We start from the raw sequence: 14,777 nt of genomic DNA, 5'->3' as shown, positions 1-14,777 counted from the left end.
CCTCAGCGGGCGGTGACGGGCACCCGCGCCCGTGCCGCCCGCCTGGCGGGGATCAGCGCCACCAGCAACGCCGCGCCGATCGCGATCAGGAGGGTCGCGGCGAGCATGCCGGGCGTCGGGGCCCGGCCGATGCCGGCGCCGACGCCGCTGCCGCGGCCCTCCAGGTCGATCAGCCACCGCGACCAGGACGCCCCCGCCGCGGCCCCCAGCACGACCCCCACCGCCGCGGGCAGGCCGGTGGCGGTGACCAGCGTGGCCGTCACCTGACGGGGAGTCAGGCCCATCGCCTTGAGCACGGCCAGGTCGAAGACGTGGTCGCGCAGTCCGAGCGCGCTGGCCGTCAGCAGGCTGGCCAGCCCGATCAGGGCCAGCACGGCGACCAGCGCGACGATGATCACGCGGATGACCGCGAGCCGGTCGGCCGGGTTCACCGCCTGGGCCACCTCCAGCCCCTGCCCCTGCAGGCGGGCCCGCACCTGGGCCGCGTCGGCGCCGGGCCGCAGCACCAGGGCGTAGAACTGGGGCGGCAGCGCGTCCTTGGCCGCCAGGCTGTCCACCCCGAACGACAGCACCTCGCCGTCCTGCTCGGGCTCGACCACCCGGCCCACGATCCGCACGATCAGCGGGGTGCCCCCGATCGTCATGCGGACCCGGTCGCCGATCCGTACGCCGAGGAGGTCGAGCAGGCCCTGCCCGGCGACCGCCTCGCCCCGGTCGGCGAACATCCGGCCCTCGACGACCGGGAAGGGGTACGGGTCGGAGGACAGGCCGAGCGCCCTGGTCCGCACGGTCCTGGTCTGCCAGGGGACGAGCGCGTCGAGTTCGGCGCCCGGGTAGGCCGCGACCACGTCCTGATCGGCCATCGCGCGCTGGCGCGCCTCCTCGGCGGTCAGCTCGCCCGGCCGGACGGTCAGGGCCGCCGCCTGGCCCACGCTCTCCGGGTGGCGGATGAAGTCGTCCAGGGTCGTCCAGCAGCCGAGCCCTATCGTGATCATCATCATCGGGATGGCGACGCCGCACACCGTGAGCGCGGCGGGCGTCCTGCGGGTGAAGGCGTCCCTGGCGCCGAGGACGAGAGCGGGCGGCAGCCGTACGAGCAGGGCGACCCGGGCCAGCCGCGACAGGTGCCCGCGCGGCGGCGCCGCCGGGGCGGCCGGGATCGGCGGGGTGCGCCCGCCGCGCCAGGCCGGGATCAGCACCGCGATCAGCACCGTCAGCGACGTCCCCACGATGATCGCGGCGAGCGGGCCGGCCGACAGCGGCACGACGACCGTCTCCCCCATGGCGTACGCCGTGATCAGCCGGGCGACGACCGCGCCGGCGGCGATGCCGAGCAACCCGAGCGTGCCGTGCTCGGTGACGAGCATCCGGACCACCTGGCCCCGGGTGAAGCCGAGCGACTTGAGCGTGGCGATGTCGCGCAACTGCATCAGCACCCGGCCTCCGGCGGCGTTGGCGAGCGCCAGCGCGGCGGCGGCCAGGCCCGCGCCGCCGAACAGCGCGAGCAGCAGGCCGAGCAGCCGGTTGTCCAGCTCCATGGAGGCCCGCACCTCGCGCCAGGTCGTCACCCGCTGCACCTGGTTGCGCATCGTGAAGACGGCCCGCTGGACGACGAGATCGGTGGTGGCGGGATCGGCGAGGCGCAGCCCGGTCACGGTCTCGGTGCGGCCGGGCGCGGGCTCGACCACGTTCAGCGTCTGCCCGAGCGTCCAGGCCAGGCCCGGGGTCCACTCCGGATAGAACCCCTGGTCGCCGCTTTCCGCCAGCCCGGCGACGGTCAGCGCGTGGGTCGCGCCGTTCAGTCCGGTGACGGTGAACGGGCTGCCCGGCCGCAGGCCGAGAGCGCGGGCGAACGACCGTTCGACGACCACGCCGTTCGGGGTGCGCACGTCGAGCCAGCGGCCCTCACGCAGGAGTGGGCGGGCCACGGCGGGGAAGGCCGCCGGCGTCTCCTGCAGGGTGATCGGCACCCGCCGGCCGCGGGTGACCAGCGTGGCGGGCGCGCTGTGGTAGGGCCCGGCGACGTCGGTCACGCCGTTCAGGCGGCGCAGCGCGGACACGTCGGGGACGTCCTTGCTGTGGATCCAGATGTGCGCGCCGTTGCTGCGCTCGAACAGGCCGCGCCAGGGGTTGGTGCCGTCCTCCAGCAACGTGGCCGCGATGATCAGGGCGGTGACGATCCCCGCCACCGCGAGGACCGTGAGCGCGGCCTGGCCCCGGCGCGCCCGCAGGTCCGCGCGGATCCACCGCAGCTCCGCGGTCCTCGTCGTGATCAAGCGGCCCCCTCGTGCCGGTCCGGGCTCTGCGAACTCTTCGGGCGTGTGGCCGGGGGAGCATGGTGGCCGGACGATCTCAACTGCGCAGCTCCACGACGTCTCCGGCCGCTCCCAAGGGGCGCCGGCGCGACTTCGGGATCGCGCCGTCGTCGACGATCTGGCCGTCCAGCAGGCTGACGACGCGGTCGGCCATGCTCGCCACTCGTGCGTCGTGGGTGACCAGCACGATCGTCTGGCCCTGCCCGTGCACCTTGCCGAGCAGGCGCAGCACGTCGCGGGTGTTGCGGCTGTCGAGGTTGCCGGTCGGCTCGTCGGCCAGCAGCAGCCGAGGCTGGTTCGCGAGCGCGCGGGCCAGCGCGACCCGCTGCTGCTCGCCCCCGCTGAGCTGCGCGGGGGACGCCTCGGCGCGGTCGGCCAGGCCGAGCTCGCCGAGGAGATAGTCGCGCCGTTCCTTGGCCTGCCGGGGCGAGACGCCGCCCAGCAGCGCGGGAAGCTCGACATTGTCGGCCACGGTCATGTTGGCGACCAGGTTGAAGAACTGGAAGACGAAGCCGATCTTCTCCCGGCGGAGCACCGCCCACCCGCTCTCGGAGAGCGTGTCCGCCCGCCTGCCGTCCAGCCAGATCTCGCCGCTGGTGCGCGTGTCCAGGCCGCCGAGCATGTGGACGAGCGTGGATTTGCCCGACCCGGACGGGCCCATGATGGCGACGAACTCCCCCGCCTCGACGGTCAGGTCGACCCCGCGTACGGCGGGCACGGGCAGCCCGCCGGTCTGGTAGATCTTCACCACGTTGACGGCCCGTACGACGGGAGCGTCGGCGGTCATGGCAGGTCCTCCTGGCAGCGTTCGAGCCAGTCGAGGTCGGCCTGCAGGTGGAGCATGGCTCCCTCGATGAGCAGCAGCGCGACGCGATTGGCCGGGTCGGTGCGCTCGGCCAGCTCGCGGAGGTCTCTCATGAGCGCAAGGTAGTGCCGTCGCTGCCGGTTCACCAAGGCCATGCGATCGGACAGCCCGGTCATCGGAGCCAGCACGAGCTTCATGAAGAACTCGTCACGCACCCGGGGACCCTCGGTGGGCTCCTCGACCCAGGTCTCCAGCGCCTCCCGGCCGGCGGCGGTGATGTAGTAGACCTTCTTGTTCGGCCGGTTGGCCTGCTCGACGTCGACCGACCGGACGTACCCGTCCTTCTCCAGCCGGCCCAGGGTCACGTAGATCTGGCCGATGTTGGGCGACGGGTAGGCCCCACCGAAGATCGTTTCGAGTGCCTGTTTCAGCTCGTATCCGTGGGCAGGTTCCTTCGCAAGGAGCGCCAGCAGCGACTGCCGCACGCGCCCACCCCCAAGCCGTATCGAGCAGTTATCGGAGCGTTACGAGCTCATCCGTTGACGCTCACATTATCGCTATGCATAACATGCATGCACCTACCTAACACGTATGTAACCGGCTTTTCATACGGAGGCCACATGGTTCGCCGAGCCCTCGCCGTTCTGGCCACCTTCCTGGTGGCCGGGTGCGCCGGGCTCGCCGACACCGGCACCGAGTCCGCTGTGGGCAGCGACGGCACCGGGCCGATCACTCTGGCGATCGGCAGGGACACCACCGCGTATCTCCGCCCACTGCTGGACCGGTGGAACCAGGCGCACCCGGACGAGCCGGTGTCGCTGCTCGAACTGCCCGAGGCGGCCGACGAGCAGCGCGCCCAGATGGTGGCCAACCTGCAGGCGCACAACGCCGTCTACGACGTGCTCGCGCTCGACGTGATCTGGACGGCGGAGTTCGCCGACGCCGGCTGGATCGTGCCGCTCGACCGTAGCCTGTTCCCCCTGGACAAGCTGCTCAAGGGCGTCGCGGACACCGCCATCTACCGCGACAGGCTGTGGGCCGCGCCGTACACCAGCAACGCCGGCCTGCTCTACTACCGGTCGGACATCCTGAAGAAAGAGCACCTGAAGCCGCCCAAGACCTGGGCGGAGCTGCGCGAACAGGCCTCCCGCCTGAGCGCGAAGTATCACATCGGAGGATATGCCGGGCAGTTCCTGCCGTACGAGGGACTGACCGTCAACTTCGCCGAAGCCGTCCAGTCGGCGGGCGGGTCGATCCTCGGCCCGGACGCCCGCACGGTCACGATGGACCTCGGCAGCGCGCGGGCCGCGCTCGACTTCCTCGTCGGCGGCGTCAAGGAGGGGTGGATCCCCCGCGAGGCGCTGACGTACAAGGAGGAGGAGTCCCGGCTCGCCTTCCAGGAGGGGCGACTGCTGTTCGCCCGCAACTGGCCCCACGCGTACGGACCGGCCGCCCACTCGAAACTGGCCGGGAAGTTCTCGGTCGCCCGGCTGCCCGGCCTGAACGGGCCCGGATCCAGCTCGCTGGGCGGCTACAACCTCGCCGTCAGCGCCTTCTCGAAGCGGCAGAAGTCGGCACTCGACTTCATCCGCTACTTCACCGGCCTCGACAACGAGCGGCTCGTGCTCACCGAGGGCTCGTTCCCGCCGGTGTGGGCGGAGCTGTACGACGACCCGGAGCTCATCGAGCGGTTCCCCTACCTGCCCGCGCTCAAGGAGGCGATCGTCTCGGCCCGGCCCAGGCCGGTCACCGCCGACTACAACCAGGTCAGCCTGCTGATCTCCAGCGCCGTCTCCGGCGCGCTCACTCTCGCCAAACCCGTAGACGAGACCGTCGCCGACCTGAAACAGGGGCTCGGCGAGGTCATCCAGTTCGGAGGATAGATATGCGGAAACTCCCCCCCATCATGGTCGCGTGCCTCGCTCTCGCCGCCGCCGCCGCGTGCGGCAGCGACACCGGCGGCCAGCCTGCGGCCTCGGGCAGCGCCCCGGCCGCCGGCGGCGGCGCCGCCAAGCCCTTGGAGGGTATGAAGGTCGAGGTCGCCGCGAAGTGGACCGGCGACGAGCAGGCCAACTTCGAGAAGGTGCTCAAGGCGTTCGAGGAGAAGACCGGCGCCAAGGTCACCTACGCCTCCACCGGTGAGGACACCGGCGCCTACCTCGGCCCCCGCATCCAGGGCGGCAACCCTCCGGACGTCGCGATCCTGCCGCAGCCGGGCCTGGTGCAGCAGTACGCCGACGAGAACGCGCTCAAGCCGCTGTCCGCCGAGGTGCAGGCGCAGATCGACCAGAACTACACGCCGTACTGGAAGGAGCTCGGCTCCGCCAAGGGCCAGGTGTACGGCGTGCTCGTCAAGGCGGCGCACAAGTCGCTCGTCTGGTATCGCCAGTCGGCCTACGACGACGCCGGCGCCCAGCCCGCGTCCAGCTGGGACGACCTGATCAAGAACGCCCAGACGCTGTCCGACTCCGGCGTCTCGCCGTTCGCGCTGTGCGCCGCCTCCGGCTGGACGCTGACCGACCTGTTCGAGAACGTCTACCTGTCCACCGCGGGCCCGGAGAACTACGACAAGCTCTCCAAGCACGAGATCCCGTGGACCGACGCCTCGGTCAAGACCGCCCTGGAGAAGCTGGCGCAGGTCTTCGGCAAGAAGGAGTTCATGCTCGGCGGCTCGTCCGGCGCGCTGCAGACCGACTTCCCGACCTGCGTCACCCAGGTGTACGCCCAGAAGAAGGCCGCGATGGTCATCGAGGCCGACTTCGTCGCCGCCTCCCTGGGCCAGTCGGGCGCCAAGGTCGGCGAGGAAGCCAAGATCATGCCGTTCCCGAAGGCCGGCGACACCGCTCCGGTCATCCTCGGCGGCGACGTCGCGGTGGTGATGAAGGACAACAAGGGCGCGCAGGCGCTCGTGGAGTACCTGGCGTCCAAGGAGGGCGGCGAGGTCTGGGCCAAGCAGCCCGGCTACCTGTCCCCCAACCGCAACGTCTCCCCCGACAACTACCCCGACGACCTGACCAAGCAGCTCGCCCAGACGATCATCTCGGCCGGTGAGTCGGTGCGATACGACATGTCCGACCTCGCCCCCAGCGCCTTCGGCGGCACCGACGGCAAGGGCGAGTGGAAGGACCTGCAGGACTTCCTCCGCAACCCCTCCGACGTGAAGGGCGCGCAGGAGAAGCTCGAGGCGGACGCCGCCAAGGCCTTCAAGAAGTAAAGGAAGGACGGCCGTGACCGAACGGTTGGACGGCCCGCAGGCCGCCGGCGGCGGAGAATCCGCCGCCGGGGCCTCCTCCGGCCCGAGCGAACCCCCCGCAGATCCTTCCTCCGACTCCCCCCAGCCGGGAGCGCCCCTCTCCGGCTCCGACACCCCGGCCGCCTCCGACACCCCGGCCGCCTCGGACTCCCTGACCGCTTCCGAGGAGTCGCCGGCGGGTCCGGCGGCGGCGGGGTACGCGACGGCGGCCCCGCCCGGCGCGGTCGCCACGGCGGGCGCGGCGCAGGCGCCCGCGCGCCTCGGCCCGTCGCCGAGACTGGCGGTGACGTTCCTGCTGCCGGCGGTGCTGCTGCTCGTCGCTTGGATGATCTATCCGGTCGTCTACTCGATCTGGCGCAGCCTCTTCGACGCCACCGGCGACCGCTTCGTCGGACTGGGCAACTACGTCTCGATCTTCACCGACTCCTCGACGCTCACCACGATCAGGAACAACGTCATCTGGGTCGTGGTGGCCCCGATCGTCGTCACCGCGCTCGGCCTGGTCTTCGCGGTGCTCACCGAGCGCATCCGCTGGTCCACGGCGTTCAAGCTGGTGCTGTTCATGCCGATGGCCGTCTCCCTGCTCGCCGCCGGGGTCATCTTCCGCCTGGTGTACGAGCAGGACCCGGACAAGGGCGTGGCCAACGCCATCATCACGACCGTCCACGACGCGTTCTCCTCCAGCGCGGGTTATCCCGGGGCCCGGCCACGGGAGAACGATCAGGCGCCCGCGGTCGTGCAGGGCGGCGCGGTGGTGACGAGGCAGCAGGCGCAGGCCGGCACTCCGGTGCTGATCCCGCTCGTCGGCCTGACCCAGGACGCGGTGAAGGACGCCGCGCCCGCCAAGGCCGCCCCCGGCGGCGACGGCCTGAGCGGCACGGTCTGGCTCGACGTCGTCCGCGGCGGCGGAGGCACGCTGAACCAGATCGACCCGCAGGAGAAGGGCCTGGCCGGCGTCACGGTCGAGGCGGTCTCCGGCGGCGCGGTCAAGGCGACGACCGAGACGGCCGCCGACGGCACGTTCCGCTTCTCCGGCCTCCCCGCCGGCTCCTATGTCGTACGGCTGCCGCAGTCGAACTTCACGGCGCCCTTCAACGGGCTCACCTGGCTGGGGCCGTCGCTGATCACTCCCGCGATCATCGGCGCGTACATCTGGGTGTGGGCCGGGTTCGCGATGGTGCTGATCGCGGCCGGGTTGTCGGCGATCCCCCGTGACGCCCTGGAGGCGGCCAGGATCGACGGCGCGACCGAGTGGCAGGTGTTCCGCCGGATCACCGTGCCGCTGCTGTCGCCGGTGCTGCTCGTCGTCTTCGTCACCATGATCATCAATGTGCTGAAGGTGTTCGACCTGGTGTTCATCATCGCCCCCGGCTCGGTGCAGCCGCAGGCCAACGTGGTCGCGCTGGAGATGTGGCGCGTGTCGTTCGGCGGCGGCGGCAACCAGGGCCTGGGCAGCGCGCTGTCGATCTTCCTGCTCGTGCTGGTGGTGCCGTTCATGATCTTCAACATCCGCCGGTTCAGGAGGGACGAGGGATGACGACCCTGGCCGAACCACGGCACGCGCAGCCGATGCGGCGCGGCCTGTTCACGCGGGCGGTCGACCGCCTCGGCGGCGGCCTGGTCCAGGTCTTCATGATCCTGGTCGCGCTCTTCTGGCTGCTCCCGACTCTCGGGCTGCTCGTCGTCTCGCTGCGCGGCGAGACCGACAACAACTCCTCCGGCTGGTGGACGCTGTTCACCAAACCCGCGCAGCTCACGTTCGACAACTACTCGAACCTGCTCGCGTCGGGCTTCGGCTCGTCGTTCTGGAACACCGTCCTCATCACGGTGCCGGCGACGCTGCTGGTGATCGGCATCGCGGCCATGGCGGGGTACGCGTTCGCCTGGATCGAGTTCCCCGGCAGGGACCTGGTGTTCCTCGTGGTCATCGCCCTGCTGGTCGTCCCGGTGCAGATCGCCCTGATCCCCATCGCCAAGCTGTACGGATTCCTCGGGATCTTCGGCTCGATTCTCGGGGTCGTGCTGTTCCATGTGGCGTTCGGCCTGCCGTTCGCCATCTTCCTGCTGCGCAACTTCTTCGTGGGCATTCCGCGCGAGCTGCTCGAGGCGGCGCGGATGGACGGCGCGCCGGAGTGGCGGATCTTCGCCACCGTGGTGTTCCCGCTGGCCAAGCCCGCGATCGCGTCGCTCGGCATCTTCCAGTTCCTGTGGGTGTGGAACGACCTGCTCGTCGCGCTGGTGTTCGCCGACACCGAGAACCAGCCGATGACGAAGGCACTGCAATCCCAGATGCGACAGTTCGGCACGAACGTGGACATCCTCGCGCCGGGCGCGTTCCTGTCGCTCATCATCCCGCTGGTGCTGTTCTTCGCCTTCCAGCGGTATTTCGTGCAGGGCATGCTCGCGGGCTCGGTCAAGTGACCGGCCGGAGGCCCCGAATCGTCCGGGGCCTCCGGCATCACCGCGGTCGACACGGGAAATGTCCCGTGTGTGGCAAGCCGTGCCGGAAGGGCGTCGGATGCCCGCTTCACGGGGGTAAGCGGGCATCCGATCTTTCCGCCGCAGGGCCGTACGGGGGCCGAAAAGCCGATAGAGTGCGCGGACATGTCAGGACGTCCGTTGCACGAACTCGTGGAAGCCGGGTGGGCCGAGGCCCTCGCACCCGTGGCCGGGCGGATCGCCGCCATGGGCGACTTCCTCAGGCAGGAGATCGCGGAAGGCCGCCAGTATCTCCCGGCGGGGGACAACGTCCTCCGCGCGTTCCAGCAGCCGCTGAGCGAGGTCCGGGTGCTGATCGTCGGCCAGGATCCCTACCCCACCCCCGGACACCCGGTCGGGCTGAGCTTCTCCGTGGCCCCCGACGTACGGCCGCTTCCGGGCAGCCTGGTCAACATCTTCAAGGAGTACATGGCCGACCTCGGCCACCCCACGCCGCCCTCGAACGGCGACCTCACCCCGTGGACCGAGCAGGGCGTGCTCCTGCTCAACAGGGTGCTGACGGTGATGCCCGGCAAGCCCGCCTCCCACCGGGGCAAGGGCTGGGAAGAGGTGACCGAGCAGGCCATCAAGGCGCTGGTCGAGCGGGGCGGGCCGCTCGTGGCGATCCTGTGGGGTCGTGACGCCCGCAACCTGCGGCCCATGCTGGGGGACGTGCCGTGCGTCGAGTCGGCCCACCCCAGCCCGCTGTCGGCGCGCAGCGGGTTCTTCGGCTCCCGTCCGTTCAGCCGGGCCAACGCCCTGCTGGAGCAGCAGGGCGCGGCGCCGGTCGAGTGGAAACTGCCGTGACGGCTTGCCGATAGGATCACCACCATGAGCGATGGAACGGACACCGGTCGCTACCTGCGGCTCACCGTCGACCTGGTGGTCGAGGTCCTCGATGTCGACGCGCTGCAGGCGGCGGCGCTCGCCGAGATCCGCGACCCCCAGGCCGAGCTGGACGACGCCGAGCGGCAGGAGCAGATCGAGCTGGTCAACTCCGACGAAACGGGCGCGGCGGCCCTGCAGTGGCTGATCGAGCCCGACCACGTGCTGGGCCTGGTCGAGCACGTCGCCGAGGTCGAGCCGCGGGAGGCGATGCTCGGCGTCGAGCCGTCGGAGGGCGTCCTGGAGGACGAGGACGACCACGACCACGACCACGACGAGCCGGGCCACATCCACTGAGGCCGCGCCGAGGCCGGTCCACGAGAGGGCGTCGGGCCGGCCCCGTCGGCCGGGCCCTCACACGGGCCGGCCGATCGTGCGCTGGTAGTGCGCCGCGATCTCGTCGCTGGTGGTGAGCCAGACGTCGGGCTGCGCGGCGAGATAGGCCAGCGCCTGATCGAGATACTTGGCCCGGAACGCCTGCCCGATGACGAAGGGGTGCAGGGCCAGCGCCATGACCCTGCCGCTGTGTTCGGCGTCGGCACGCAACTGCTCGTACTGGTCCCTGACGATCTGGACGAACTCCGGCCCCGTGACACCCCTGTCGAACAGGAGCAGGTCGTTGAGCTCGACCGAGTAGGGGACGCTGATCATCCCGGGCACGTTCAACGGGTATGGCTGGTCGTCATTGGTCCAGTCCAGCAGGTAGCCGAACCCCAGCTCGGCGAGCAGCGTCGGCGTGTCGAAGGTCTCGGTCAGGCCGGGGCCCATCCAGCCGCGTGGCCGCCGGCCGGTGGCCTCCGCGACGGTGTCGGCCATCTCCGTGAGGAGACGGCGTTCCTCCTCCAGGGACATGCCGGCGTGCAGGATCGAGTTGGTCCGGCCGTGCAGGAGCCAGGCCCAGTCGCGGTCGAGGCCGGCCTTGACGATCTGGGGGTAGTGCTCGGCGACGGCGGAGTTGAGCAGGACGCTGGCCCTGATGCCGTGCCGGTCCAGGATGTCGGCGACCCGCCAGATGCCGACCCTGGCCCCATAATCGCGCCAGCCGTAGTTGAGCGCGTCGGGGACGAGGTCGGCCGTACCCGGCCAGATGCTGGTGGACGGGCGGTCGACCAGGAAGTGCTCGACGTTGAGGCCGATATAGACGGCGACCCTGGCGCCGCCCGGCCAGCTGATCGTGGGGCGTTCGGTGATCGGGCTGTAGTCGAAAAGCGTGTTCTCCATACCCCGACGGTAGGATCTAACATCGATGTCAGGTTCAAGCCCGCGGGGGTGATGCGATGCGGATCGGCGAGCTGGCGCGGCGCACCGGAGTGAGCGAGCGGTCGCTGCGCTACTACGAGCAGCAGGGGCTGCTGGTGGCCGAGCGTACGCCCGGCGGCCAGCGGGAGTATCCCGAGCAGGCGGTCGATCGCGTCATCCGGATCCAGGAACTGTTCGCGGCGGGCCTGCACAGCAAGAAGATCGCACAGCTGCTGCCCTGCATGCGTGACGCCGACGGCGGCCCCTCCGCGGTCGCCACGCCCCGGCTGGTCACCGACCTTGTCGCCGAGCGGGCCCGCATCGACCGCATGATCACGGATCTGGTCAACTCGCGCGACGTCCTCGACGAGGTGATCAACGCGGCCTCACAGGCCCGCGGGTAGGCGTCACGACGCCCAGGCGTCACAGGACCGCGCAGGCGTCGCAGGACCGCAGGCAGGCGCCTGCCTCGCTCATACCGGCCGAAGAGGCTGGTGGGGTCCGGCCGGCGGCTCTACCCGAATGGGGTCGCCGGGCCGGACCTCGCCGCCCGCGACGACGACGCCCATGACCCCGGCCTTGCGCACCAGATTGCCCTCCTCGTCCCGGTCCAGCACGGCCTTCATCAGCCCGTCCTGGAAACCGTCGAGTTGCACGCAGGGGTTGCGCAGGCCGGTCACCTCGACGACGGCCGCCTCTCCGAGGTGCAGCCGGGTCCCGGTGGGCAACGCGAGCAGATCGACACCCCTGGTGGTGACGTTCTCCCCCATGTCCCCCTCCCGTACGGCGAAGCCCGCCTCGCGCAGTTCGTCGTGCAGCTCCGCCTGGACCAGGTGCACCTGGCGCAGGTTCGGCCGGCTGGGATCGCGGGCGACCCGCGACCGGTGCTTCACGGTCACCCCGGCATGGGCGTCCCCCTCGACGCCCAGGCCCGCCAGCAGCCGGATCGACTCCAGCGGAGTCTTGCTGAAGGTATGGGTGGCGCTGCGGCTCACCGCCGTCACTCTGCTCGTCATGTCTCCTCCTCTTGGGGCGATGGCTCCATTCCGCGCACGAGGGCGAGGAGGCGGTCAAGCAGATATTCGTCACACGGGGCCTGCTCGCTGACCCACGCGATCGCGTTGACCAGCGTGAGGAGGTCGCCGATCTCGATGTCGCCGGGCACCGCGCCGTTTCGTTGCGCGCGTTCGAGCAGGGCGGCCCCGGTGGCCCGGATCCGCTCGTGGCACGCCGCGAGCGCCGCGTCGGCGTCCGGCGCGGGCGGTACGGCCATCCGGGCGGCCACCAGGCCCCGCATCGCGGTCGCGTGCTCGGCCACGGCCCGCAGCCAGGTGCGCAGCGCCTCCGCCGGCGACGCGTGGTCGAGCAGGTCACGCCCCTTTTCGCAGAGCACCGCCACGTCGTCCCCGATGATCGCCACGAGCAGGGCTCCGAGGGTGGGGAAATGGCGATACAACGTGCCCGGGCCCACCCCCGCGCTCTGCGCGATCTTGTTGAGCGACGCCTGGGCTCCGTGCTGGGCGAAGGCGGCTCTGGCGGCGCGAAGCACGCGTTCGCGGTTGCCCCTCGCGTCGGCCCGCATCCGCCGGCTCCCGGGAGCATCGGCCGGTGAGCTCGGGTCGCCCGCCGGCCCAGCGGCCGGTGACCCCGCGTCGCTCGCCGTCTGGTTCGCCTGCCGCCGACGGGCCCTGGCACTCTCGGTCGTCATTTCACCCTCACATTGCCATCCGGAGAGGTTCTCCGTATTCTAGCCGCGCCTCAGCCGGAGAGGTTCTCCGGTTGCGATCGTGGAAGTGAGGTGTTCGATGAGGATCGGTGTTCTCGTCGGGGAGGTGCGGGGAGCCGTGACGGCGGAGGAATTCGCCGGCCAGGTGCGTGCGGCGGCGGACGCCGGTTTCGCCACCGCCTGGTCGGCCCAGGCGCTCGGATGGGACGCGCTGACCGCGCTGGCCATGGCGGGCGCCCAGGTGCCGGGCATCGCGCTGGGCTCTTCCGTCGTGCCGGTGCCCGCGCGTCATCCACTGGTGCTGGCGAGCCAGGCCCTGAGCGTCCAGGCGGCGACGGGGAACCGGCTCACCCTCGGCATCGGCGTGGGGATCGCGATGATGACGCGGACGATGTTCGGCCTTTCCGCCGAGGGGCCCGTCGCCCGGATGCGCGAATACCTGTCGGTGCTCCGTCCCCTGCTCAGGGGCGAGCAGGTGAGTCATCGGGGCGAGACGTTCACAGCGGAGGGCGCGGTGAACGTTCCCGGCGCCGCGCCGCCGCCCGTGCTGCTGGCCGCGCTCGGCCCCGCCATGCTGCGCCTGGCGGGCGAGCACGCGGACGGGGTGGTGACCTGGATGACCGGCCCCCGCACCCTGGCCGGCCACATCGTCCCGACGGTCACGCGGGCGGCCCACTCCGCCGGGCGCCCATCTCCCCGCGTCGTCGCCGGGCTGATCGTCTGCGTGACGGACGACGAAGAGGGCGTCCGGCGGCGGATCGCCGGGGAGTTCGGGCTGGCGGGCCAGGTGCCCGAGTATCGGGCCGTGCTCGACCGGGAGGGCGTGGACGGCCCGGAAGACGTCGTGATCGTCGGCGACGAGCAGGCGGTCGTCCGCCGGATCCGGCGGCTCGCCGAGGCGGGTGTCACCGAGTTCGCCGCGTCGCCCTACGGTGACGCGCGCGAACAGGAACGCACCCTGGCGGTGCTCGCCGGCCTCGCCCGATCAGCCGGTCACTCGATGTGAGAGCCGGGCGGGACCGGTCAGGAGCTCAGGACCTCCTGGCGCCGCCGGGCGAGGGACTCCTGCTGACGGGTCAGCTCTCCACAGCGGGCGGACACCTGGTTGACCATCGCCGCGACCCACTCGGCGACCTCACGCACCGCCTCCGCCGTACGGGCGATCCGCTGGTGCTTGATGGCGTCGGTGATGATGTTGTCGAAGAAGACGTCGGCGAACCAGCGCGTGTCCACCTTCGGCAACTGGGGCGCGGCGCCGGCGCCGATGTCGGCCAGCTCGCGGGAGAACCGGTCGAGGGCACCCTGCGCGTGCCAGGCCGCCTCGTCGGCCTGGCGCAGGTGCCCGTGCTCGACCATGTCGGCGAAGCCGCCGCCGTTGCTGAACATGTCCCAGGTAGAGGCGCCGCGGGCGCTGCCCAGATGCCGCAGGACATAGCCGACCGCCTCGCCCGCGGCGACCCCGGCCTGCTGCGCCTCCTGGTGCTCGCGCAGGTCGGCGCTCACGCTCGACAGCCGGGCGGCGATGTCGGCCAGCTCCCGCCCGCGCGGATCGCCCGACTCGACCAGCATCCGTTCCTTGCGGGCGAGCAGCGCCTCCAGCTCGTGATGCGGGTCGCCGAGGTCCGCGAGGCCCTGGTCGGTGGTTCGCAGATCCCCGGTGAGCCACTCCAGGCGGGTGCGCTGACCGGTGACCCGCTGGCGGGCCGCCACCGCTTCGGCCCGTTCCCGCGCCAGGCGCTCCTCCTTGCTCCCGGTCAGACCCGCCAGGAAGGCGGCGAAGCCGCCCTGTTCCAGCTTGGCGACGTCGCGATCCTCCTTGGCGAGCTGCCGCTCCAGATCGGCGAGCATGCCACGGACCTCCTCGATCTGAGTCAGGAGAGTGGCACGCTGCCGGGTGAGCTGGTCCCGGCGTCTGGCGCGGTCCCGCGCGTCCCGGATCTCGTCATCGACAGCAGCGAAAGGGGTCACACTTCACAGACGTCCGACAGCCGCCCGAACGTTCCCGCCGCGCCGCCTGATCACCTGCTCAGGGGACCAGCACGATCTTGCCGGTGATTCTGCCGCTCTGCCCCGGAA

At 71.2% G+C, this 14,777-nt stretch carries 15 protein-coding genes; 8 read left to right on the top strand and 7 right to left on the bottom strand.

Annotation, left to right across the window (positions count from 1 at the left end; all coding sequences use genetic code 11):
* Positions 1-2 precede the first annotated feature (2 nt).
* The 3 genes from FH610_RS18950 to FH610_RS18940 all read right to left on the bottom strand — a co-directional run bounded on the left by FH610_RS18950 (position 3) and on the right by FH610_RS18940 (position 3,605).
* Complete coding sequence (locus FH610_RS18950; RefSeq protein ID WP_139575847.1) at positions 3-2,276, bottom strand: FtsX-like permease family protein; 2,274 nt, start codon at positions 2,274-2,276, stop codon at positions 3-5.
* Positions 2,277-2,352: 76 nt separating this feature from the next.
* Positions 2,353-3,102 (bottom strand): ABC transporter ATP-binding protein, encoded by a 750-nt coding sequence (locus tag FH610_RS18945; RefSeq protein WP_139575846.1) that lies wholly within the window; start codon positions 3,100-3,102, stop codon positions 2,353-2,355.
* Positions 3,099-3,605: a PadR family transcriptional regulator gene (locus FH610_RS18940; RefSeq protein WP_139575845.1), complete on the bottom strand. Its 507-nt coding sequence runs from the start codon at positions 3,603-3,605 to the stop codon at positions 3,099-3,101. The genes FH610_RS18945 and FH610_RS18940 overlap by 4 nt, the downstream gene beginning before the upstream one ends.
* Positions 3,606-3,740: 135 nt before the next feature.
* On the opposite strand from FH610_RS18940, the gene FH610_RS18935 reads away from it, so the two are divergent.
* The 6 genes from FH610_RS18935 to FH610_RS18910 all read left to right on the top strand — a co-directional run bounded on the left by FH610_RS18935 (position 3,741) and on the right by FH610_RS18910 (position 10,033).
* Positions 3,741-5,003 (top strand): ABC transporter substrate-binding protein, encoded by a 1,263-nt coding sequence (locus FH610_RS18935; RefSeq protein ID WP_139575844.1) that lies wholly within the window; start codon positions 3,741-3,743, stop codon positions 5,001-5,003.
* Between the two features lie 2 nt (positions 5,004-5,005).
* Positions 5,006-6,334: an ABC transporter substrate-binding protein gene (locus tag FH610_RS18930; RefSeq protein ID WP_139575843.1), complete on the top strand. Its 1,329-nt coding sequence runs from the start codon at positions 5,006-5,008 to the stop codon at positions 6,332-6,334.
* A 13-nt stretch (positions 6,335-6,347) separates the two neighbouring features.
* Complete coding sequence (locus FH610_RS18925) at positions 6,348-7,910, top strand: ABC transporter permease (protein WP_240809054.1); 1,563 nt, start codon at positions 6,348-6,350, stop codon at positions 7,908-7,910.
* Complete coding sequence (locus tag FH610_RS18920) at positions 7,907-8,794, top strand: carbohydrate ABC transporter permease (protein WP_139575842.1); 888 nt, start codon at positions 7,907-7,909, stop codon at positions 8,792-8,794. The genes FH610_RS18925 and FH610_RS18920 overlap by 4 nt, the downstream gene beginning before the upstream one ends.
* Positions 8,795-8,977: 183 nt before the next feature.
* Positions 8,978-9,658: a uracil-DNA glycosylase gene (locus FH610_RS18915; RefSeq protein ID WP_139575841.1), complete on the top strand. Its 681-nt coding sequence runs from the start codon at positions 8,978-8,980 to the stop codon at positions 9,656-9,658.
* 24 nt (positions 9,659-9,682) lie between these two features.
* The gene (locus tag FH610_RS18910) at positions 9,683-10,033 is read left to right on the top strand and encodes a hypothetical protein (protein WP_139575840.1); all 351 of its coding nucleotides are present in this window, start codon (positions 9,683-9,685) and stop codon (positions 10,031-10,033) included.
* A gap of 57 nt (positions 10,034-10,090) precedes the next feature.
* On the opposite strand, the gene FH610_RS18905 is transcribed toward FH610_RS18910, so the two are convergent.
* Entirely contained in the window at positions 10,091-10,957 is an 867-nt protein-coding gene (locus FH610_RS18905; protein ID WP_139575839.1) for a polysaccharide deacetylase family protein, read from the bottom strand.
* Positions 10,958-11,013: 56 nt separating this feature from the next.
* On the opposite strand from FH610_RS18905, the gene FH610_RS18900 reads away from it, so the two are divergent.
* Positions 11,014-11,379, top strand: a complete 366-nt coding sequence (locus FH610_RS18900) for a MerR family transcriptional regulator (protein WP_139575838.1) — start codon at positions 11,014-11,016, stop codon at positions 11,377-11,379.
* A 69-nt stretch (positions 11,380-11,448) separates the two neighbouring features.
* Here the strand turns inward: FH610_RS18900 and FH610_RS18895 are convergent, their stop codons facing one another.
* Positions 11,449-11,991, bottom strand: coding sequence for an MOSC domain-containing protein (locus tag FH610_RS18895; RefSeq protein WP_139575837.1), 543 nt, complete (start codon positions 11,989-11,991; stop codon positions 11,449-11,451).
* Positions 11,988-12,557 carry a TetR/AcrR family transcriptional regulator gene (locus tag FH610_RS18890; RefSeq protein ID WP_139575836.1) on the bottom strand — a complete coding sequence of 190 codons (570 nt, stop codon included), beginning with the start codon at positions 12,555-12,557 and terminating at the stop codon, positions 11,988-11,990. Before FH610_RS18890 ends, FH610_RS18895 begins: the two co-directional genes overlap by 4 nt.
* Positions 12,558-12,780: 223 nt before the next feature.
* On the opposite strand from FH610_RS18890, the gene FH610_RS18885 reads away from it, so the two are divergent.
* Positions 12,781-13,707, top strand: a complete 927-nt coding sequence (locus tag FH610_RS18885; protein WP_139575835.1) for a TIGR03564 family F420-dependent LLM class oxidoreductase — start codon at positions 12,781-12,783, stop codon at positions 13,705-13,707.
* 17 nt (positions 13,708-13,724) lie between these two features.
* Here the strand turns inward: FH610_RS18885 and FH610_RS18880 are convergent, their stop codons facing one another.
* Entirely contained in the window at positions 13,725-14,549 is an 825-nt protein-coding gene (locus FH610_RS18880; RefSeq protein ID WP_139575834.1) for a hypothetical protein, read from the bottom strand.
* Positions 14,550-14,777 lie beyond the last annotated feature (228 nt).

This window comes from Microbispora catharanthi (assembly GCF_006334915.2).
Classification (GTDB): Bacteria; Actinomycetota; Actinomycetes; order Streptosporangiales; family Streptosporangiaceae; genus Microbispora; species Microbispora catharanthi.
The sequence above is the reverse complement of the archived record's forward strand: the minus strand, read 5'-3'. Positions and strand labels throughout refer to the sequence as shown.